General features: G+C 27.9%; 25 protein-coding genes and 1 pseudogene. 1 reads left to right on the top strand and 25 read right to left on the bottom strand.

What is annotated here, in order from left to right; genetic code table 11:
* Window positions 1–59 precede the first annotated feature (59 nt).
* The 3 genes from N4A48_RS06010 to N4A48_RS14965 form a co-directional block, all read right to left on the bottom strand.
* On the bottom strand, window positions 60–893 hold the full coding sequence (locus N4A48_RS06010; RefSeq protein WP_293664938.1) for a mechanosensitive ion channel family protein: 834 nt from the start codon (window positions 891–893) through the stop codon (window positions 60–62).
* Window positions 894–1,006: 113 nt separating this feature from the next.
* Window positions 1,007–1,168: an aspartyl-phosphate phosphatase Spo0E family protein gene (locus tag N4A48_RS06005; protein ID WP_293664937.1), complete on the bottom strand. Its 162-nt coding sequence runs from the start codon at window positions 1,166–1,168 to the stop codon at window positions 1,007–1,009.
* Window positions 1,169–1,316: 148 nt separating this feature from the next.
* Entirely contained in the window at window positions 1,317–2,234 is a 918-nt protein-coding gene (locus tag N4A48_RS14965) for a Gx transporter family protein (protein ID WP_330665060.1), read from the bottom strand.
* Between the two features lie 153 nt (window positions 2,235–2,387).
* On the opposite strand from N4A48_RS14965, the gene N4A48_RS05990 reads away from it, so the two are divergent.
* Window positions 2,388–2,921 carry a helix-turn-helix domain-containing protein gene (locus N4A48_RS05990; protein WP_293664936.1) on the top strand — a complete coding sequence of 178 codons (534 nt, stop codon included), beginning with the start codon at window positions 2,388–2,390 and terminating at the stop codon, window positions 2,919–2,921.
* A gap of 35 nt (window positions 2,922–2,956) precedes the next feature.
* Here N4A48_RS05990 and N4A48_RS05985 read toward each other — a convergent pair whose 3' ends face one another.
* The 22 genes and pseudogenes from N4A48_RS05985 to hisD form a co-directional block, all read right to left on the bottom strand.
* The gene (locus N4A48_RS05985) at window positions 2,957–3,910 is read right to left on the bottom strand and encodes a carbohydrate kinase family protein (protein ID WP_293664934.1); all 954 of its coding nucleotides are present in this window, start codon (window positions 3,908–3,910) and stop codon (window positions 2,957–2,959) included.
* A gap of 99 nt (window positions 3,911–4,009) precedes the next feature.
* Window positions 4,010–4,825, bottom strand: a complete 816-nt coding sequence (locus tag N4A48_RS05980; RefSeq protein ID WP_293664933.1) for a 4Fe-4S binding protein — start codon at window positions 4,823–4,825, stop codon at window positions 4,010–4,012.
* 1 nt (window position 4,826) lies between these two features.
* On the bottom strand, window positions 4,827–4,961 hold the full coding sequence (locus N4A48_RS05975) for a CD1871A family CXXC motif-containing protein (RefSeq protein ID WP_293664932.1): 135 nt from the start codon (window positions 4,959–4,961) through the stop codon (window positions 4,827–4,829).
* 10 nt (window positions 4,962–4,971) lie between these two features.
* A complete protein-coding gene (locus tag N4A48_RS05970; protein ID WP_293664931.1) occupies window positions 4,972–5,514 on the bottom strand; it encodes a TlpA family protein disulfide reductase in 543 nt (180 codons plus the stop codon).
* A gap of 347 nt (window positions 5,515–5,861) precedes the next feature.
* Window positions 5,862–7,010 (bottom strand): double-cubane-cluster-containing anaerobic reductase, encoded by a 1,149-nt coding sequence (locus N4A48_RS05965; protein ID WP_293664930.1) that lies wholly within the window; start codon window positions 7,008–7,010, stop codon window positions 5,862–5,864.
* A 33-nt stretch (window positions 7,011–7,043) separates the two neighbouring features.
* A complete protein-coding gene (gene saoD / locus N4A48_RS05960; protein WP_293664929.1) occupies window positions 7,044–7,376 on the bottom strand; it encodes a DsrE-related protein SaoD in 333 nt (110 codons plus the stop codon).
* A 23-nt stretch (window positions 7,377–7,399) separates the two neighbouring features.
* The gene (gene saoL, locus N4A48_RS05955; protein ID WP_293664928.1) at window positions 7,400–8,074 is read right to left on the bottom strand and encodes a MerB-like organometallic lyase SaoL; all 675 of its coding nucleotides are present in this window, start codon (window positions 8,072–8,074) and stop codon (window positions 7,400–7,402) included.
* 25 nt (window positions 8,075–8,099) lie between these two features.
* Window positions 8,100–8,852, bottom strand: coding sequence for an ABC transporter ATP-binding protein SaoA (saoA, locus tag N4A48_RS05950; RefSeq protein ID WP_293664927.1), 753 nt, complete (start codon window positions 8,850–8,852; stop codon window positions 8,100–8,102).
* The gene (saoP, locus tag N4A48_RS05945; RefSeq protein ID WP_293664926.1) at window positions 8,852–9,670 is read right to left on the bottom strand and encodes an ABC transporter permease subunit SaoP; all 819 of its coding nucleotides are present in this window, start codon (window positions 9,668–9,670) and stop codon (window positions 8,852–8,854) included. The genes saoA and saoP overlap by 1 nt, the downstream gene beginning before the upstream one ends.
* Entirely contained in the window at window positions 9,625–10,449 is an 825-nt protein-coding gene (gene saoB / locus N4A48_RS05940; RefSeq protein WP_443081746.1) for an ABC transporter substrate-binding (seleno)protein SaoB, read from the bottom strand. The genes saoP and saoB overlap by 46 nt, the downstream gene beginning before the upstream one ends.
* Entirely contained in the window at window positions 10,409–11,500 is a 1,092-nt protein-coding gene (gene saoX, locus N4A48_RS05930; protein WP_293664922.1) for an ABC transporter substrate-binding subunit SaoX, read from the bottom strand. The genes saoB and saoX overlap by 41 nt, the downstream gene beginning before the upstream one ends.
* Window positions 11,501–11,537: 37 nt before the next feature.
* On the bottom strand, window positions 11,538–11,996 hold the full coding sequence (saoC, locus tag N4A48_RS05925) for a Cys-Cys-COOH (seleno)protein SaoC (RefSeq protein WP_293664921.1): 459 nt from the start codon (window positions 11,994–11,996) through the stop codon (window positions 11,538–11,540).
* Window positions 11,997–12,017: 21 nt separating this feature from the next.
* The gene (gene saoE / locus N4A48_RS05920; RefSeq protein ID WP_330665059.1) at window positions 12,018–13,112 is read right to left on the bottom strand and encodes an efflux transporter SaoE; all 1,095 of its coding nucleotides are present in this window, start codon (window positions 13,110–13,112) and stop codon (window positions 12,018–12,020) included.
* Window positions 13,099–13,363: pseudogene (gene saoT, locus N4A48_RS05915) on the bottom strand (thioredoxin-like (seleno)protein SaoT). Before saoT ends, saoE begins: the two are co-directional and overlap by 14 nt.
* A 213-nt stretch (window positions 13,364–13,576) precedes the next feature.
* A complete protein-coding gene (locus tag N4A48_RS05910) occupies window positions 13,577–14,380 on the bottom strand; it encodes a histidinol-phosphatase HisJ family protein (RefSeq protein ID WP_293664919.1) in 804 nt (267 codons plus the stop codon).
* Window positions 14,380–15,000, bottom strand: coding sequence for a bifunctional phosphoribosyl-AMP cyclohydrolase/phosphoribosyl-ATP diphosphatase HisIE (gene hisIE / locus N4A48_RS05905; RefSeq protein ID WP_293664918.1), 621 nt, complete (start codon window positions 14,998–15,000; stop codon window positions 14,380–14,382). Before hisIE ends, N4A48_RS05910 begins: the two co-directional genes overlap by 1 nt.
* An 11-nt stretch (window positions 15,001–15,011) precedes the next feature.
* Window positions 15,012–15,770, bottom strand: coding sequence for an imidazole glycerol phosphate synthase subunit HisF (gene hisF / locus N4A48_RS05900; protein WP_293664917.1), 759 nt, complete (start codon window positions 15,768–15,770; stop codon window positions 15,012–15,014).
* Entirely contained in the window at window positions 15,752–16,471 is a 720-nt protein-coding gene (gene hisA, locus N4A48_RS05895; protein ID WP_293664915.1) for a 1-(5-phosphoribosyl)-5-[(5-phosphoribosylamino)methylideneamino]imidazole-4-carboxamide isomerase, read from the bottom strand. Before hisA ends, hisF begins: the two co-directional genes overlap by 19 nt.
* Window positions 16,468–17,070 carry an imidazole glycerol phosphate synthase subunit HisH gene (hisH, locus tag N4A48_RS05890; protein WP_293664914.1) on the bottom strand — a complete coding sequence of 201 codons (603 nt, stop codon included), beginning with the start codon at window positions 17,068–17,070 and terminating at the stop codon, window positions 16,468–16,470. The genes hisA and hisH overlap by 4 nt, the downstream gene beginning before the upstream one ends.
* Window positions 17,071–17,649, bottom strand: a complete 579-nt coding sequence (hisB, locus tag N4A48_RS05885; RefSeq protein WP_293664913.1) for an imidazoleglycerol-phosphate dehydratase HisB — start codon at window positions 17,647–17,649, stop codon at window positions 17,071–17,073. It abuts the gene before it with no gap.
* Window positions 17,636–18,688 (bottom strand): histidinol-phosphate transaminase, encoded by a 1,053-nt coding sequence (gene hisC / locus N4A48_RS05880; protein ID WP_293664912.1) that lies wholly within the window; start codon window positions 18,686–18,688, stop codon window positions 17,636–17,638. The genes hisB and hisC overlap by 14 nt, the downstream gene beginning before the upstream one ends.
* A gap of 11 nt (window positions 18,689–18,699) precedes the next feature.
* The gene (gene hisD / locus N4A48_RS05875) at window positions 18,700–19,980 is read right to left on the bottom strand and encodes a histidinol dehydrogenase (protein WP_293664911.1); all 1,281 of its coding nucleotides are present in this window, start codon (window positions 19,978–19,980) and stop codon (window positions 18,700–18,702) included.
* Window position 19,981 lies beyond the last annotated feature (1 nt).

Raw genomic sequence — 19,981 nt, 5'->3', positions numbered from 1 at the left:
ACTAACTCAGTGACTATATAAAAAAAATCAGCTGATGAGATTTCCTAGCTGATTTTTTTCTATATATAATTTTCATATTCGTCTGCATCAATATTAACTCTCTTAGGATACGCTACTCTAATTCCCTTTTCTCTAAATTTAACCAAAATCATTAACCTTGCATTCTTAGCTATATAAAAGTACTTAAAAGAAGCTACAACACCTGTGATAGTGTACTTAGCTCCTACACTACTAGATTCTATATCTGTTATCCCATACACCGAAAAAGGTCTTGAAGGTTCATTCATTATATTTTTAATCAAAAACTCCTTGTATTTTTCATTTAATGCATCACATACCTCATTCAAAGTTTGTATAACTAAATCTGGATCACATTCATAAGCAACTCTTACATGAACTATTACTCTCATTTTTTTTCTGCTATAGTTCATAATAGATTTTATTTCACCATTAGGAATACTTATTCTTCTCAAATTCCAATCCCTTATACTAGTAGTTCTAAGACCTATTTCCTCTACAGTTCCTCTAAAACTTTCATTTATATAAACAAAATCCCCAACCTTTATCTGTTTTTCAAATAATATAAAGAAACCATTAAGTACATCCTTTATAATATTTTGAGATGCAAAACCTGCTATAACACCAAATATACCCGCTCCAGTTAATATAGTAGATTTATTAAAATCAATTATACCAAATTCTTTTAACACTAATACACAAGCTACAGAAAATGATAGATAATAAGATATAGATATAATTATGCTTTTAAATGTATTTTCTCTTTGAATATCAAATTTAGTTATCTCAAATACTTTTTTAGTTATGTATTTTACAGCTCTAACAAACAAATAACTAAATACTATTATTATTATGGAATTTATAACTTTAATCATAATATTCTCCTCAATTCATATCTGTTGATTAACATTTAAATTATCTCCATATATAATAATCTATATACTTTTCTTTAATATAAAAAGAAGCGACATTTATCGCTTCTTCCTTTTTAAAATTTCTGTAATTTTAAATACTCATTAATACATATATCTATTTTATGGCTCGTACTTAATATTTCTTCTTTAAAAATATCTGGATATTCAATATATCTATTTATCTCTTCCCTTAATTCCTCTATATCTCTTTTTAATTCCTCTAATTTTTTTTCCATTCTAATATCACCACTTATTCCAGAATTTTTAAACCCCTTACTTCATGATTTTATCAAAGAAATAGAATATATGTCAATATAGAACATAATAATTATTCATTTTTAGAATAATTTAAAATATAATATACTATTTAATAATTCTATATAATCAATAAGATATATTGTCTATTTGTGAGTCTTCACCCAAAATTTTAATATACATCTTATGAGGAAGACATGCTATTATTTGTCCTCTTCTATTTATAAATCCAGTTTTAACACATACGTCATCATGACAATCAGCTTCTATAATTTCAACTCCTCCATCATGAATATTAACATAATTATATCCTTCTTCCGTTTCAATTTTCATTGTTTTCTTATAATTTTTATCAGTTATAATAATATCTTCATATATCTTATTATCTACAACTACCTGAACTTTTTTATATCCTGTATCATCATGATGAATATTAGTAAAATAAAATGTCGATACACTTAAAATCAAAGTTGATAATAATATTATATAATCTGTTGTTTGAGGTTTTGTTATAATATAATCTCTATTATTGATATTCATAGCTTTATATATATTTTTATTTTTTACAAGATATCTACATACAAAGCCTATAAATAAACCAGTAGGAATAGATGTTAATAACAATATAGGCAAATATATAAATATACCTATATTATGTATGATTATAGATGCCATTATTAATTGCCCTACATTATGAAACATTGCTCCTATTACACTTACTCCTATTAAGCTAGATTCTCTTTTTCTAAGTTTAATGAAAATAGCCATTGATACCAAACTCAATATTCCTCCTACTATACTGTATAAGAAAGCAGAAAAACCGCCTCCAAATATAGAAGATATTATTATTCTAGAAGTCAATATAACAAAAGTATCTTTAAAGCCTAGAAAAAACAAAGATATTAAAGTAATTATATTAGAAAGCCCAAGTTTTGCTCCAGGCGCTATAAATACAAGAGGATTCGATATATACGACTCTATTATATACATCACTAAGCTTTGAGACACCAGTATAGACATAAACACCATTTTTTTAGTTTTATTCATAAACCCCTCCTAATTTCATATATTAGATTTACTCATACATAATTATACTTTAAAACTTTACCTTTATTAATATTTATTTTTCACTTTTTTGATGTTTCAATAAATATTTTTGTGTTATAATTTATTAAATGATTATTATACGAGGAGAGAGTTATGGAATTAGGAGCAAAGATAAAACATTTTAGAAAAAGGAAAGGCTTAACAATAAAAGAATTATCTAATCTTACCAATTTGTCAATAGGCTTCATAAGTAATCTAGAAAGAAATCTAAACAGCCCTTCTGTTAGTAACCTTCAACATATATGCGAAGTATTAGGAATAAACTTAATGGACATCTTACAATCTTCTAGTGAAAAAGATTTTATAGTTAGACAAAACGAAAGAAAGGAAATATTTTCAACTGAAGACAATAATATAAAATTTGAAATGCTAACTAATGGAAATAAACATTTAAATTCAATAGCTATAACAATAGATGGAAATAGCGAATCTAGTGACGTTTCATGGGGACACAACTATGATGAATTAGGTGTAGTTATAAAAGGTTGTCTAGAAATACAAATAGAGAACGAGACTTACTTATTAAACGAGGGCGATAGTATATATATTAGTAAATTTACACCTCATACTTACAAAAACCCATCTACCGAAAAAAATATAACTCATTGGTTTTCTGTAAAAGAATAAAGGCCACTGCCTAGGTAGTGGCCTTTATTCTTTTACTATTTTTTTATTTTTTCCCAATTAGTATTTATTATTACTTTTTCCACTAGTTCCTTACTCATTTCTGGATGAATAGTCTCTTCATGAGATATAGCTATTATAGACATAGCTATTGCAAATTTGACCATTTTTTCCATAGACATATTATTCATATATCCATATCCAAGGCCTGCTACAAAAGCATCTCCAGCTCCAGTGACATTATTAACTTCAACATCATGAGCTTTAATTCTTCCACATTCTGATTTGTTGCAATAATAAATTCCTTCAGCATCAAGACTTATAAATACATTTTCAATTCCAAGAGATAAGAAATAATCTCCTGCTTTTTTTAAATCTTCATCACTTTCTATCTTAAATCCAGCCAAAATCTCCGCTTCATGCCTATTAGGTTTTACTGTATGAAAATTTCCTATTAGGTGTTTTATATTTTCTGCCTTCGCAGCAGATATAGGATCTAATATAAACTTTGTCTTTCCCTTAAATTTATCAAGTATATACTCCAACTTTTTAGGATCATCTGCATCTAAACAAGTATACTCAGAGCCATTTATAATTTCTTCTTTAGAATCAATAAATGTATAATCCATTTTATCTATAACTGTCATATCTGCAACTGCAGATACCATTTCTCCATTTTCATTTAAGATGGCCATATATGTAGGTGTTCCTTCATTTTCAAGTACTAAAGATTCACTCATATCATATCCTATAACTTTTGAATGTTCCATCATACTGCGCCCTTTTGCATCATCTCCTAATATAGATATGAATTTTGTATTTACACCTACTCTAGCCATATTCTCAGCAATATTTCTACATACTCCTCCAAACGATATTTTTATATTCCCAGGTGTAGAATCATATGGCTTATAGCACGAACTACAAAAACCAAATATATCAACAACAGAAGCTCCAAATACTAAAATATATGGTTGATTTTCTTTATTCATTTTCATCTCTCCTTATAATAGTCAACCATATTATTTTATCATATTTTATCGTTTTTTGTATCTTTATTAAGAAATAATGCAAAATTAAAAATCCACCTACTAAATTTTGAATTCAGTTTTTATTGCTTTTGTTGGACATATATTCTTACATTCTCCACACCTAATACATTCAAGACTATTTGGTTTTTTATATATTTCAATATCCATATTGCATTTTTTTGAACATTTCCCACAGCTTGTACATTTTTTATCATCTATTGAATATCTATAAAGACTTATAGGATTAAACATCGCATATATAGCACCTAAGGGGCATAAAACTTTACAAAATGGTCTAAATATAGCAATAGATAAGATTATAGTAAATATCAGTATAATCATCTTCCATTTAAACAATATTCCTAAGCTTTTTTTTAGTGCTGGATTTAGTAGTGTTAGTGGAATTCCACCTTCTAACGTCCCAGCAGGACATATATATTTACAAAATGTAGGATCACCCATACCTAATTCATTCGTAAACAGTATCGGAAGAATTATAACAAATACAATCAATATAAAATATTTTATAAATTTAGTCCATCTCGGTAATTTAAATTTAATTGTTTTTATTTTATATAATAATTCCTGTATAAATCCAAAAGGACATAAGAATCCACAAACTAACCTTCCTATTAAAGTACCTATTAATATTAAAATTCCAAATATATAAAATGAAAAATTGTATTTTACACTTCCAATTACAGCTTGTATAGCTCCGATAGGACAAGACCCTACTGCTCCTGGGCAAGAATAGCAGTTAAGCCCAGGAACACATATTTTTTTAGATGTACCTTTATATATCTTACCTTCTAAAAATCCCTTTAAATTAGCATTTATAATTAAAGTACTAATAAGTTGAATAATTTTTCTTTTCATACTAACCTACTCCAATACATTCTAAACATATCTTAACAGCCTTCATAAAAACTTTTAATACTTCGCCTCTAGAAGCTCCTATTACTGTGAAAATTATTCCCGTAGATAAAAGACCTAATCTTATATATTTTTTCATTGTATGTTTCCTAATTTTCATCAGATAAAATATTTTCTACAATAGTCTTAATACTTTCAAAATTAGTAGCTCCAGGTATAAAAGTATCTAATACCTCACCTTTTGAATTAACAAATATAGTAGCTGGTATATAATCAAAATTATACACTACCTCTTTTTCTAAATTTTCATCTGGAATTATATTAGTATAATTTGCTTTCTTAGTACTTAATATTTTTTTTGCAGCTTCTATATCTTTATCACCTACTACTCCAATTACTTTAACTTTTTTATCCTTAACTTCATCTTGAAGCTTTTGTAATTCTGGTATTTCTTCTATACATGGAGGGCATTCTGTTCCCCAAATATTTATAACTGTTAAATCATTCTCTTTAAAAATTTCATTCGTTATTTCATTTCCTTCTAAATCCTTAGCTGAGAAATTACTTATCACTTTTTTACTTAAAGGATTTTTTCCAAATTCATCAATACTCTCGTCAATATTTGTTGGTCCACATCCACTTAATCCACCTATTAATAAAATACATAATACTAATATTATTAATTTTTTCATAAAATCATACCCTCTCTTAATTTAATTAGTTATTACTTGATGTTTATATATATTATAACTTTAAATCTGTATTCTTTGTATACTCTGTGTGAAAATCGAATGAATTAATAAATTCCAAACATCATTGCAAGTATGAAATATTTAACAATATTATCATTTAAAAGCTTTGTTTTTACCTTTGCAGCAATAGCTAGTTTTTCTAAATTCTCTTTTATCACTTAATTCATCTCCTCAAATTGATATTTCCTATTAAAAAATCCCTTATTACAGGGATTTTTTAGTCTTTGATTTAACTTAAACTAGATATTGTTATCTTTTGATTTTTTCATTAAATTTAAACATTATTTTTAAAGCATCTCTATAAATGCACCTATACGAGTACTTATCTGACCTATATCAGTTTGAGAATAATCTGTTTCTAAAGCCATATAAGGTATTTTTTTATCGTCATTTATAAATTTCTTAATATTATAGGTCTCCACATTGTATGTATGGCAAGCTTGAAGAACTACTTCAATTACACCATCAACTTTATATTCATCCACAAGTCTTGATAATAAATCTAATCTGTCATCATTAGGAGTCATACAAGAGCACGGAATATTTAAATAATGCTTCGTTAGAGCCTCTATAGGATCAATAGTTTCATCTACTAAATTTTCAATAGATTTAGCTCCTCCACAGTTTTCAAAACATACAACTACTCCATTGTTTTCTTCTACTGTTTTAATTATTTTTTCAGCAACTCCGCCAATTGGACATCCTGTTATTAGTATTCTCTTTAAGTCTTTTGATACTCTATTATTTTCATCTTTATAATCACTTTTAATTTTATCTATTAACTTTCTTAGCTCTTTTACATCCTCTTTTTTATTTAGTTTAAAGTTAGCACCCTCTAGTACTTTCATAAGGTCAAATCCTTTTATAGCTGGAGGACATAATGAGCTTAATTGATATAATTCTTTTAATAGTTTTCTTTCTTCATTACAAACTCTTATATTTTCTCTTAATTTATCTTCTGTAATTTCAACTTCAAACTCCGACTCTAATCTTTCCTTTAAATTAGTTAATTCTTTATGCCATGAATTTATAGAATCCTCTGTTTTATAGTTTTGTGGAAGATACATAATATGCATAGGCTTTATTTTGCCTAAAAGTTCGTACATTTTTTTCTTTCCATCACACGTAGTCTCTCCAACTAGTAAATCAGAGAAATAAAAATACGGACATTTATCTGTTATACTAAATCCATAGCTTGATTTAATTAAAGGACATAGATTTCTAGGAAGATGCTTTTCAGCATCTTTAATAGGCTCCTCACTAGTTCCACACAAAGATACTGGTATAGCACCAGATGCCATAATTATTTCTTTAGGAGTATATGCACAGTATACTCCTACTATTTTATTTCCATCTTCTTTTAATTTTTTTATTTTTAAAAAACCATCTCTTCTAGCTTCACTAAATTCATCAAATATTTGAGGTAAATCCTTCATAATATTCTCCTCCCCATACAAATTAAGTTTGGTTTATAAAGTTATAACTTGATCAACTCCAGCTGAATTTAATGATGCATATAACACAGGGAAGCATCCTATTGATGCACCATCAACCAGTTTATCTTGTATCTCTCTTTCTATAGCACATTTATCACAAGCTAAAAGAATCATTCCTGTTTTTTCATGTAAATCATGTAACCTTCTAGCTATATCAGTTTCCTCCATTAATAAATATGTGTTATCAAATACGAAAAACATTCCAACTACCTCAGCACCATGTATACCTTCCTCAAGTTGTGGAATAATCATATCCCTTAATATAGTTCTTGAATTTTCAGAACTTATAACGTATGCTATTTTCATAATATTATCCTCCCCAATTTAAATTATTCAACATTAAATATCATATAAGCTACATCTAAAGCTTCACGTGCACTTAAACAAAAGATATCGTCCTCTGATAGGTTCATGTTATTTACCCACTCATCATAATGATTCTTCGTACAGAAGAAATTCATTATATTTCAACAGTTACCTGACCAGTTTTGATTTTTATTTAAATCTACATGAAGTACATGTGTACTATCAGGAATTAAATTTGTAATCTCTCCATTATTAATCTCTACAAATATTTCTTCTCCACATAAGCTACACTTAGATTCTATTTTTACATCCTGCTTAAATGTGAAAGAACTTCCCATAGCATCAACAGCACACATAGCATTGAATACACTTTCATCTTCAAGTTTTACCTTATGGTTAGTTTCAAATGCAGATACAGGATATATAAAATTTGCATTATTGTTTTCATCAACTACTAAAGCTCTTTTTTGAATTAAATTTTTTACAACTTTATTTAAATCATATTTACTAATATTCACTCTATCTTGTATTTCTTCATAAGAATCATCCAAATTGTAAGCCTTGTTGTTACCTATAATATATTTCATCATATTAATTCTAATGTCATTTTCCTCTTTAGTAAGTCTTGAGTATATACTTTCTATAATAAGTCTTTCTACAGGATAGTATTTAAATGACATCTCACGTATATTCTCCATCTTATTTTCACTTCCATTCTGTCAACTATTTATTATTGCATCTTTTGAGTATATCAGTAAGCTTTGTTTTATATTCTAGATAAGACTGAGAATCTCTATTTCTAGGTCTCTCAATGTCAATATGCATATCCTCTAATATTTTTCCCTTATCTGTTCCCATTACAATCACTCTATCACTCAAATAAACGGCTTCATCTACATCATGAGTAACCATCATAACAGTAGTCTTATCTTTTAACCATAAGCTTTCTAATTCTTCCTGAAGGTTTTGTCTCATCTGAAAATCTATTGCCCCTAACGGTTCATCCATAAGTAAAACTTCAGGACTGCACGCAAGTGCTCTAATTACTGCACATCTTTGCTTCATTCCTCCTGAAATTTGATGAGGGTACAATTTATCTTTGCCAGTTAATTGAGCCATTTCTAATAATTCATTAAGTCTTTTTTCCCTTTGTTCCTTAGGAATTTTTTGTTGCTTCATAGGATATCTAATATTATCTCCTACATTCATCCAAGGAAATAGTGCATAATTTTGAAATACAAAAGCTCTATCAGGTCCTGGTTTACTTACTATTTCAGAATTTACTGTAATTTCTCCACTATCACAGGTCTGAAAACCTGCTACTATGGTAAGCAATGTAGTTTTTCCACATCCTGAGGGTCCAAGAATTGATACGAACTGTCCTTTTTCAATATCCATACTTATATCCTTAAGTACGTGATGGTATTTATTATCATTATTAAAAATCTTATTTACATTATTAATCTTAAGTTTCATTACTCAGCAACCCTCCATCGAGTTAAAGATTTATTGATAAATTGAATTATTTTATCAATTCCAAACCCTACTAAAGCTGCAAAAAACATTAAAGCAACCAACATTTCTGTTTGCATTCTAGTTTGGGCTTGTACCATAGAGTAACCAAGACCGGCACTCGTAGCTATAAACTCGGCTCAGATTACAGACATCCATCCACTACTTATTGCAATTCTAGCTCCTGTTAATATATAAGGTATAGATGCTGGAACTATAACATGTATAAAAATGCTAAGTCTACTTGCTCCCATACTTGCGGCAGCATTATAATAATCTTTTGATATATTTCTTACCCCTTGTATTGTATTTAGTATTATAGGAAATACTCCTGAAAATGCAATCAAAAATATAGTAGGTCCATCACCTATTCCAAACCATACAATAGTTAGGGGTACCCATGCCATGATAGGAACTTGTCTTATAGAATCTATAAAGCTTCCCAAAAGCTTTTGAGCAGATTTTGAAAATCCCATCAAAAATCCTAATGGAAGTCCAAATATCATAGCATATAAGAATCCTTTTAATACACGTTGTAATGTAATTAAAATATTTATAACTGTTTCTTTATCTGTAATACAATATATAAAAGCTTTTAAAGTCTCCATTGGATAAGGCATCAAAAGTGCATTATCAAAATGCATAGCGCTCATCTGCCATATCCCTAATACAATGGATGTCATTATAAATTTATGTACAAAATCCTTAATCTTTTGATTCTTTGAGTTTTGATATTTTATTCTTGAATTATAGGCTCTAGCTTCACATTCAACTTTTTCCAATCTTGAACCTCCTCATCTGAAATAGTTGTACCTATATAATTACTAAGCTGTTTCTTTAATAATTCTTCATCCTTCAATTCTATTATTGATTCATTATAATGCTTTATAAATTTCTTATACGAATCTTCTTTTTCAAAGCCTTTATTCACTATCATTACATATGTAATATAGTCTTTATTATAATTAGATATTTCTTTTTTTCCTTTTAACTTCCAAGCTTTTAAAGAATCTAAAATAATAGCATCTACTGTATTATTTTCAAGTGCATATCCTAAGGCAGTAGCTGTCATGGGATATATCTGATAGCTACTGCCAAATTTAGCTTTTACTAATTCTTTTTGATATTTTCTATTTTGTGCTATACCTATTTTTTTAGGGAGTTTATTATCTTTTAATATGAATACATACGAGTTTTTTACACAACTTCCAACTATCTTGAATTCGTAATTATTTTTTACAAACTCCTTAGCAGCATCTTCACATATAATAGCTATATCCATTTGATTTGAACTCAATGCCCATTGAGTAGAGCTGCCTCAGCAATCTCTTATGGAAATTGATTCAAAGTTATTTTCTAAGGATACATTTAATTCTTTTTCTTTTATCATATAATCTATCACAAAACCTGAAATATCATCAGATACTCCTATTTTTATATTTTCACTTTTTTGTTCTGTAGGTAGATATATATATAATAAAACTAAAATAGCTATACTTGAAAATAAAGTTAATATTTTTTTATTTATCAACTTCAAATGCTTTTTCTTTCCAATCTTCATAACTCATTCCAACAGGGAATACTGGATCTACTTTTTCTTTTATAAATTGATCAAAATCATCTGCTCCTGAATTTTCTAAATAACTTTCATCTACTATGTCCTCGTATTTTAAAGACTCATCTACAAATCCATATTCTTTTTTCCATTTCATTTCACGCTTTATTTCTTCAGGATCTATTTTCCAAGTAAGCGTTCTTCCTTCTTTAACAGTTTTTTTGTATATAGTCATTAAAGCAACTTCTTCTGGAACATCATAATTATTTGCAAATATTTTAGCTGATTTTACAGGATTAGTGTATATATACTGCATAGCTTTCGTGTGAGCTAAAACTAGTTTTTCAGCAAGCTCTTTATGCTCTTTTACAAAGTTTTTATTTAATGAAAATGTACAGCAAACTCCCCATTCATCTTCTAACTTTGAATTAACAGCTAATATATGTCCTGTTTTTTCATATTCAGCCATAGATCCCCAAGGGTCACAGCAAGTATATCCATCTATTTGTCCTGTTTTTAAAGCAAGGTATGCATCTTTATCAGATCCAAAGCCAACACATTCATAATTACTACCTTCAACAGGTATATTTAATTCTTTAGCAAATTGTATCCAAGCTTCATGATTTTCTTCTGGTTTAGTTCCTATACCAAGCTTTTTGCCTATTAAATCACTAGGTTCTTTTATATCATCTGATACTACTAGATAATATGCTCCACCTTTATGATTATTAGCTCCAACTAATATAGGTGCTCCCTTTTTAGAAGATGACATAAGTCCATTAATTCCTATGTATCCAGCATCCATTTGGCCTGCTGCCATAGCTTGTGGAACCTTACCATTACCTGTAACATCTACATTAAGACCAAGTTCATCAAATATTCCAGCATCCTTTGCTATAGGTCCTGCTGTCATATGATCACAATTATAATATCCAAGACTTATCTTATAATCATCTTCTTTCTTTGAACTTTCTTTAGTACTTCCACATCCCGCCAAAGAAAAAGCAAGCATGCTTGTTAATAATAATGATATTAGCTTTTTGTTAAATTTTCTCATTTTCTGTCTCCTTTTTATTATGTATTAAAATTTTTAATTAACAACAATCTTCCATATCTTGACCAAATAAATTTATAATCTTCATATCTACAACCCTAAAAATTGCATATCCGACAGCTCCATTTTTAGATCCAGACACTATTATCTCAATTTGGTCTTTATCATCTATATTTTTAAATTTTATAGTTTGATTTTCACGTGGTGCGTCCACTTCATCTGTAAATTCATATTTTCCATCTTTATCTATTACAATTTTCATCTTGTTTTTATTTCTAGAAACATTGTATATAACAACTAAATCCTTAGTATTATTATTATCAATATCTTCATAAGCACATTTTATAACCTTATTATCTGGATTTAATTGTTCAAAATAATTAAGCAGAGGATTATCTTCTTTAACTCCTATATCACTTTCTTTTATCTCAGAGCATCCACCTAAAATCATTAAAGTCATAATTATAAATACTATATTTAAAATAATTTTTTTAGTCATAATAAGTAAGTTCCTCCAACTCTATAGTTCAACTTTTTGTTTTGAAAATATTTTATTTAAATTTGGAAGTATAGACTTTATAAAAAATAAAAATATAATAAATGAGCATAAATACTTCAATGGTTGTGGTGCTGAAAATATAAGCTTATTAGCTACACTTATAGAATTACTTACTCTATCAAAATTTAAAATAGGACTAAAATTTGGCATTAAAACCAAATTAGTTATATATCCAATTATTAATGAAAATAAAACCGTAGTAGAAGTATATATAACCACTGTTCTCTTACCTATAATATTATAGATACTTATAAGTTCTGGAAGATTAGTAGCCGTTCCAGCTATCAAGAACGTAATTGCAACTCCTGGAGCCGCTCCACTTGCAACAAGTGCTGCTATAAATGGTATATGACCTACAGCACAGACATACATACAGCTTGCTAAAACTGTAATACTACCTAAAGATATAACACTTGGATTTCCTAAATACATCTGAATATATTGTTGTGGTAGTAAAGTCAATAATATGCCTGCAATAAACATACCAGGTATAACATATTTACTAACAGATAAAGCTAAATCATTCATAGACCATCTAAGTCCAGATATAAACTTTTGTTTTAAAGTTCTATCATCTTCTAAATTCAAGGTTTTATTATTTATATTTTCTTCAACACCGTATGCTTTTATTTCGTCTCCTCCAAATATGTTTGCTACTATTCCAACAACTAATGGAAGCAAAAAACCTGTAATCAAGTAAATAATACTTATCTTCCATCCTAAAAGACCAAAACACATTACCATAGCAATAGGATTTATAATAGGAGTTGCACACATAAAAGCAAGTGTTGGTCCTAAATATGCTCCAGAATAATAAAGACTTAACCCTAATGGAATTACCCCACAACTACATATAGGAAGAAACATGCCTGATAATGTACTTTTAAATAAAGATGATATTTTCTTATTTCCAAGCATTTTCTGCAATCTATCTGGAGATAATACATCATGCATTATTCCAGCTAATATAAAACTTGCAACCAACCATACAGAGGCTCCATTTAATATATTAATCCCAGACATAATACTATTTTTTATGTAATCAATTATAATCATTTAAGCTTTTCCACTTCCTCTTTTACTGCATTTAAAATATTTTTTTCTGATAAGTCATTTATCCTAACTTTTTCATTAATAATAACTGTACTCTTTGTAATCATTCCGTATTTTTTAATATAGTCAAAGTCTTTTCCTACGTTATATACTTTTACTTTTACATTTTCAAACTTATCACTCAAAGCTTTAACAAAGCCTTCATACTTATTACATCATGCACACGCATTTATGAATTCTACAAAAACGGACATTTTTCTCCTCCTTTTCACATTTAATTCACTGCATATTTTACCATATATGCATTTATTTTTATACTTTTCCAATCTATTATAAATTTTTTCTATAATACCGTTTTTAATTATAATTTTTTTTAATCAAAAAAATCTGCTAACATTTAGTTAACAGACTTTAATTTAATTATTCCGTATCATAAGTTAAAAAAATATTAATACACTTCTTCTATTTTATATTTCAATAAAACTTGGTATTCTATTTTTAAATTGTGTAATTTTCTTTACTCCTATACTCTTAAGTATTCTTTCTGTTTTATCAAAATCTTTGCATATATCATCAGCTTTATGTGCATCCGACCCTATAGTTATAACCTTACCTCCCATTTCAATATACCTTCTTACTATATCTATCTTAGGATGTGTTGCGTTTAGATTATATCTAAAGCCTGCGGTATTGACTTCAATACCTTTTCCTTTTTTAATAATCAAAGCCAAAATTTCATCTATAATTTCTCCAAAATCTTTATATTTTAACTCTTTATTATCGAAATTTCCATATCTAACTATATAATCTAAATGTCCATAAATATCATAATTATCGTAAGTTTCTACACAGTTCTTTATATTTTCAAAATATCTCATATAACTCTGTATCTGAGTTTTTCCTTTAAAAAAGTCACCATTATATAAATCTAGTCCTTCACATGAATGCATAGAGCATATCACAAAATCAAAAGGATACGATTTTATAAATTTATCTAACTTATTATTTAAATGAGGTTGATATCCTATTTCTACACCCATTAAAATTTCAATTTCTTTATATTTATCTCTTAAATATTTAATTTCTTTCATATATTCAATATAATTAATTTCTTCCCTAAAAAGTTCATCGGGGCTATCGTAATCCACATGGTCTGTGAAGATAATTTTCTTTAAACCTAACTCAATAGCTTTTATAACAATATCCTCCATTTTAGCTTTACAATCAGGTGAATAATCTGTATGAATATGGCTATCTATTATAAATTTCATCACTTTTTTCTCTTTTCAAGTTCATTTTTTATATCCTGAATAGTAACTTGTTCATTTACCATAAGCACTAACATATGGTATATCAAATCACTTAATTCAGAAACTAATTCTTCCTTATTTTTATTCTTAGCCCCTATTATAACTTCACTAGCTTCTTCTCCGACCTTTTTCAATATTTTATCTAATCCTTTTTCAAATAAATAATTAGTATAAGAGCCTTCCTTAGGATTACTTTTTCTTTCTTTTATAAGCAAATATAAATTTTCTAAAATATCATCTTCACTTTCATCTTTCATAACTTCATTAAAAAAGCATGTATAACTCCCAGTATGACATGCTACTCCTATTTGTTCTACACAAATAAGAATAGTATCCTTATCACAATCATAATAAAATCCTTTTAGTTTTTGTATGTTTCCTGATGTCTCTCCTTTTTTCCAAAGTTTTTGTCTGCTTCTACTATAATAGCAACCAACTTTTTCATTTAAAGTTTTTCTAATAGATTCCTCATTCATATAGGCAAGCATTAAGACCTTATTAGTATTTACATCTTGCACTACTACGGGAACTAATCCTTTTTCATCAAATTTTATTTCTTTTACTAAATTATCAATATTCATAAGTATCCCTCCTAAATTCTAATTTCTACCCCTTCATCCTTTAAGTATTTCTTAAGGTCTTTTATTTTAATTTCTCCAAAGTGAAATACAGAAGCTGCTAATATTCCATCAATATTTGCATATTCTACAGCATCATAAAAGTCCTTCATACTACCTGCTCCTCCTGATGCAATTACAGGTACGTTTACTACACTAGTAATTTTTTTTAAAAGCTCAATATCATATCCATTTTTCATCCCGTCTTCATCTATACTATTTACAACTATTTCTCCTACTCCAAGTTCGACTCCTTTTACAGCCCATTTTATTGCATCTAAATCTGTCTTTTCTCTTCCACCCTTTATATATACACTCCAAGAACCTTTTTCATTTTTCTTAACATCCATAGATAAAACAACGCATTGTGCACCAAACTTTAAAGAGGCCTCTTTGATTAAAGCTGGATTTTTAACAGCAGAAGAATTAATAGATACTTTATCTGCTCCTCTTCTTAAAATATCTGTAAAATCATTAATTGAAGATACTCCTCCACCTACACAAAATGGAATATTTATATTCTTAGCAACCTTTGATACAAATTCTAGAGATGTTTTTCTTTCTTCATTGGATGCTGTTATATCATAAAATACAAGCTCATCAGCTCCACAAGCACTATAGTATTTACCTAGAATTTCCGGACTATCTACATCTATTATATTTTTAAATTTTTTTCCTTTAACCACTCTTCCATTTCTTACATCTAAGCAAGGTATTATTCTTCTTGTGAGCATTTTAATGCCTCCTTAAATTCCATTTTATTATCATAAAGAGCTTTTCCTGTTATAACTCCATATATATTCATATTCTTAAGTTTTTTTATGTCATCAATTGAACTTATACCTCCAGAAGCTATTATATTCAAAGATGTTCTTTCAGATAATAATTTATATATTTCAAAATTAGGACCTTCAAGCATTCCATCTTTAGATATATCAGTATATACTATTGTTTTCACACCTATTTCTTCGAGTTCTTTACATAAATCTATAGAATCTACATCACTTACTACTTCCCATCCTCTAAGAGCTACTTTACCATTTTTAGCATCTATAGAAACTACTATTTTTTCTTTATACTTAGAAACTAATTTTTTCAGAAGTTCTTTATTTTCAACTGCAATAGTTCCAACTATTACCCTTTCTACTCCAATGTCAATTAAGTTTTTAACCTTTTCTTCACTTCTTACTCCTCCACCTATTTGTACTGGTATTCCTATATTTTTAGATATTTTTTCTATAGACTTTTTGTTAATAACTTCTTCATTTCTAGCACCATCTAAATCGACTAAATGTAAAAATGAAGCTCCCTCACTTTTCCACTTAACTGCCATATCAAATGGATCATTAGAATATATATTAATTTTATTAAAATCTCCTTGAAATAGTCTTACACATTTATTATCCTTTATATCTATTGCTGGAAAAATTATCATTTTATCATCTCCCCATATGCTTTTAGTATATTAGCCCCCACTTTAGAGCTTTTTTCTGGATGAAATTGAATACCATAAATATTATTTTTTCTGACGATAGAAGGAATAGTTTTTTCATAGTCTGTATACACCACAAGTTCTTCATTTGAAGAATTCGCATAATAAGAATGTACAAAATACACATAATCATCTTCATTTATATATTTCAATATTTCATCTTTTTTATTAAACTTAATATTATTCCAACCCATATGAGGAACTTTTAAATCTATATCCAGTTTTTCTATATTTCCTTTTATAAGACCTAGACCCTCATATTCTCCATTTTCATAGCTTTTTTCATAAAGAAGCTGCATTCCTAAGCATATCCCTATTAAAAACTTTCCTTTATTTACATGTTCTTTTATTACTGGTATTAACTTCATATCCTTAAGTGAATTTATAGCATCTCTAAATGCTCCAACTCCATGCAAAATAATTGAGTTAGCATTATTTATTTCATTTATATCATTTGAAATTTTTGTTTCTACTCCTACCATTTCAAATGCTCTAGATACAGACTCTAAATTTCCAAGTCCATAATCAATTATTATATTCAACTATAAAACCCCCTTTGATGATGATACTTTATCTGAAAGTATTTGCACCCCTTCATTTAATGCTCTTGAAAATGCCTTAAATACTGCTTCTATCTTATGATGGTCATTTTCTCCATATAAAACATCTATATGAAGCGTTACTTTAGCTTCATTTACAAAAGCCTTAAAAAATTCTTTAAAGTTCTGAGTATCCATACTGCCCAGTTTTTCTCTTTTAAAATCAATATCAAATACTAAATAAGGTCGGTTACTTATATCTAAAGCTATTCGACACAAGCTTTCGTCCATTGGAATATAAAGATTTGAATATCTTTTTATTCCTTTTTTATTACCTAAAGCCTTAATAAAAGCTTCTCCTAATGTTATCCCTATATCCTCTACTGTGTGGTGATCGTCTACATATGTATCTCCTATGCTTTTTACTTTCAAATCAAAACTGCCATGAAAAGCCATCAAAGTAAGCATATGATCTAAAAAGCCTATACCTGTATCAATTTCACTTTTTCCACTTCCATCTAAATCTATTTCTACTAAAACTTCAGTTTCAAGAGTTTTTCTTTGTACTTTAGCTTTTCTCATTTTCAATTATCTCCTTTAATATTTTGATAAACATTCTATTCTCATTTTTATTTCCTACACTAACTCTATAATAGCCTTCAAGTTCATCAGAAAATTTTCTTATTAGTATTCCATAATCTATAAACTTTTCATATAAGTTCTTTATATCTGTTTTAAAAAATATAAAGTTTGCATAAGATTTATAAACTTTTATTTTCATTTCATTTAATTCTTTATATAAAAATTCCCTTTCTTTTTTTACTGCTTCAATATACTCGAAAATTTCATCTTTATTTTCAAGAGCCTTTACTCCTATATATTGAGAAATAGAGTTTAAATTATAAGGTGATTTTACCTTATTTATAATATTTATTATTTTTTGATTAGATATCATATATCCAAGCCTTATACCTGCAAGCCCTAATGCCTTTGACAATGTTCTTAAAACTATTAAATTCTCATAATTTGAAATTTCATCAACCATTGATCCATCTGCAAATTCCATATAGGCTTCATCTACAACTACTAATCCATTTGTATTTTCCAAAAGCTTTTTAATATCGTTTTTAATTATTAAGTTTCCTGTTGGATTATTTGGATTACATATGAATATTACCTTAGGATTTAGTTCATTTGATTTTTCAATCAATTTATCTATATCTACTCTAAAATCTTCATTACTTTGAATTCCTATAAATTGAGCTGAATATATTTGACTAAATACTGAGTACATACTAAATGTAGGAATAGGACTTAAGATAGTTTCTCCCTTATCTACAAAACTCTTTATCACAAGTTCTATCATCTCGCTAGAACCATTTCCAGCTATAATATTTGAAATATTAATATTTAGATATTTCTTTATTTCTTGTTTTAAAAGATATGCATCATTATCTGGATAAAAATTTAGGTTAAAGTCTTCATTGAACTTGATTCCCTCTTTGTATATGTCTTGTAATAAAATATTTTTACCTTCATTAGCATCAAGTTTTATTTTAAACTCATTATTATTCGTCTTATATTCCTTTAAATTTTTTATACTTTCTTTTACTAATTCCATATTAATACCCCCTATTCAAATCTTACTTTTATGGAATTGGCATGTGCCGTTAACCCCTCATCCTCTGCAATTCTTATAATAGAATCTTTTGACTTCATTAAAGCTTCTTTGCTGTAATATATTAATGAAGTTTTCTTTAAAAAATCCTCAACTCCTAAAGGTGATGCAAATTTAGAAGTTGAACTAGTAGGCAACGTATGATTTGGCCCTGCAAAATAATCTCCTAGTGGTTCTGGAGAGAATTCTCCAAGAAATATTGCTCCAGCATTTTTCACTTGTTTATATAAGTCAAAAGGATTTTTTGTAAGTATTTCTAAATGTTCTGGTGCTACTTCATTAGCTATTTTTATTGATTCGTTCATAGAGCTTGTTATTATTATTGATCCATAATTTTCAAGAGATTTTTTTATTATTTCTTTTCTTTGAAGCATTTCAAATTGTATTTTTAATTCTTCTTCCACTTTTTTTGCAAGCTTTTGTGAATCTGTAACAAGTATTGATGCTGCCATTTCATCATGCTCTGCTTGAGATATTAAATCAGCAGCTATATATTTTGGATTTGCATATTCATCTGCAATTATTAAAATTTCACTAGGTCCTGCAATCATGTCTATTCCTACATATCCTGAAACTTTCTTTTTAGCCATAGCAACATATATATTCCCAGGCCCAACTATCTTAGATACCTTGGGTATACTTTCTGTTCCAAAAGTAAGTGCCCCTATTCCCTGTGCTCCTCCTACCTTGTATATCTTATCTACTCCAGCTATAGAAGCTGCTACAAGAACAGAATCTTTTATCTTTCCTTCTTTATTAGGAGGAGTTATCATAACTATTTCCTTAACTCCAGCTATTTTTGCAGGTACTGCATTCATTAAAACAGTAGATGGATATGCTGCACTTCCACCAGGAACATATATACCAACTTTTTCTATAGGTCTTATAATTTGACCTAAAATTATATCTTCTCCATCATGTAATGTATAAGATGCTTTCAACTGCTTGGTGTGATATTTTTCAATATTTTCTTTAGCCCTTAAAAGATCATTTTTCAAATTATCATCTATATTTTTAAATGCATTATCTATTTCTTCTTGAGATACTAAAAAATTATCTATTTCTACTTTGTCAAACTTCAATGTATATTCTTTCAAAGCTTCATCTTTTCTTTCTCTAATATTAAATAAAATTTCATCAACTACTTTATTTACTTCTTCAAATTCAAATTGACTTCTATCTAAAAGCTTTTTTAAAAACCCGCTATCTTTTATTGAATCTATTATTCGTATCATA

Source organism: Tepidibacter sp., assembly GCF_025210165.1.
Classification (GTDB): Bacteria; Bacillota; Clostridia; order Peptostreptococcales; family Peptostreptococcaceae; genus Tepidibacter_A.
Note: the sequence above shows the minus strand (reverse complement) of the source record. Positions and strands in the feature narration are given on the sequence as shown.

Bases quoted from the DNA above. Each gene is read 5' to 3' on its own strand.
- N4A48_RS06010 (WP_293664938.1), bottom strand. From the start codon at position 893: ATGATTAAAGTTATAAATTCCATAATAATAATAGTATTTAGTTATTTG.
- N4A48_RS06005 (WP_293664937.1), bottom strand. From the start codon at position 1,168: ATGGAAAAAAAATTAGAGGAATTAAAAAGAGATATAGAGGAATTAAGG.
- N4A48_RS14965 (WP_330665060.1), bottom strand. From the start codon at position 2,234: ATGAATAAAACTAAAAAAATGGTGTTTATGTCTATACTGGTGTCTCAA.
- N4A48_RS05990 (WP_293664936.1), top strand. From the start codon at position 2,388: ATGGAATTAGGAGCAAAGATAAAACATTTTAGAAAAAGGAAAGGCTTA.
- N4A48_RS05985 (WP_293664934.1), bottom strand. From the start codon at position 3,910: ATGAATAAAGAAAATCAACCATATATTTTAGTATTTGGAGCTTCTGTT.
- N4A48_RS05980 (WP_293664933.1), bottom strand. From the start codon at position 4,825: ATGAAAAGAAAAATTATTCAACTTATTAGTACTTTAATTATAAATGCT.
- N4A48_RS05975 (WP_293664932.1), bottom strand. From the start codon at position 4,961: ATGAAAAAATATATAAGATTAGGTCTTTTATCTACGGGAATAATTTTC.
- N4A48_RS05970 (WP_293664931.1), bottom strand. From the start codon at position 5,514: ATGAAAAAATTAATAATATTAGTATTATGTATTTTATTAATAGGTGGA.
- N4A48_RS05965 (WP_293664930.1), bottom strand. From the start codon at position 7,010: ATGAAGGATTTACCTCAAATATTTGATGAATTTAGTGAAGCTAGAAGA.
- saoD (WP_293664929.1), bottom strand. From the start codon at position 7,376: ATGAAAATAGCATACGTTATAAGTTCTGAAAATTCAAGAACTATATTA.
- saoA (WP_293664927.1), bottom strand. From the start codon at position 8,852: ATGAAACTTAAGATTAATAATGTAAATAAGATTTTTAATAATGATAAT.
- saoX (WP_293664922.1), bottom strand. From the start codon at position 11,500: ATGAGAAAATTTAACAAAAAGCTAATATCATTATTATTAACAAGCATG.
- saoC (WP_293664921.1), bottom strand. From the start codon at position 11,996: ATGACTAAAAAAATTATTTTAAATATAGTATTTATAATTATGACTTTA.
- saoE (WP_330665059.1), bottom strand. From the start codon at position 13,112: ATGATTATAATTGATTACATAAAAAATAGTATTATGTCTGGGATTAAT.
- N4A48_RS05910 (WP_293664919.1), bottom strand. From the start codon at position 14,380: ATGAAATTTATAATAGATAGCCATATTCATACAGATTATTCACCTGAT.
- hisIE (WP_293664918.1), bottom strand. From the start codon at position 15,000: ATGAATATTGATAATTTAGTAAAAGAAATAAAATTTGATGAAAAAGGA.
- hisF (WP_293664917.1), bottom strand. From the start codon at position 15,770: ATGCTCACAAGAAGAATAATACCTTGCTTAGATGTAAGAAATGGAAGA.
- hisA (WP_293664915.1), bottom strand. From the start codon at position 16,471: ATGATAATTTTTCCAGCAATAGATATAAAGGATAATAAATGTGTAAGA.
- hisB (WP_293664913.1), bottom strand. From the start codon at position 17,649: ATGAGAAAAGCTAAAGTACAAAGAAAAACTCTTGAAACTGAAGTTTTA.
- hisC (WP_293664912.1), bottom strand. From the start codon at position 18,688: ATGGAATTAGTAAAAGAAAGTATAAAAAATTTAAAGGAATATAAGACG.
- hisD (WP_293664911.1), bottom strand. From the start codon at position 19,980: ATGATACGAATAATAGATTCAATAAAAGATAGCGGGTTTTTAAAAAAG.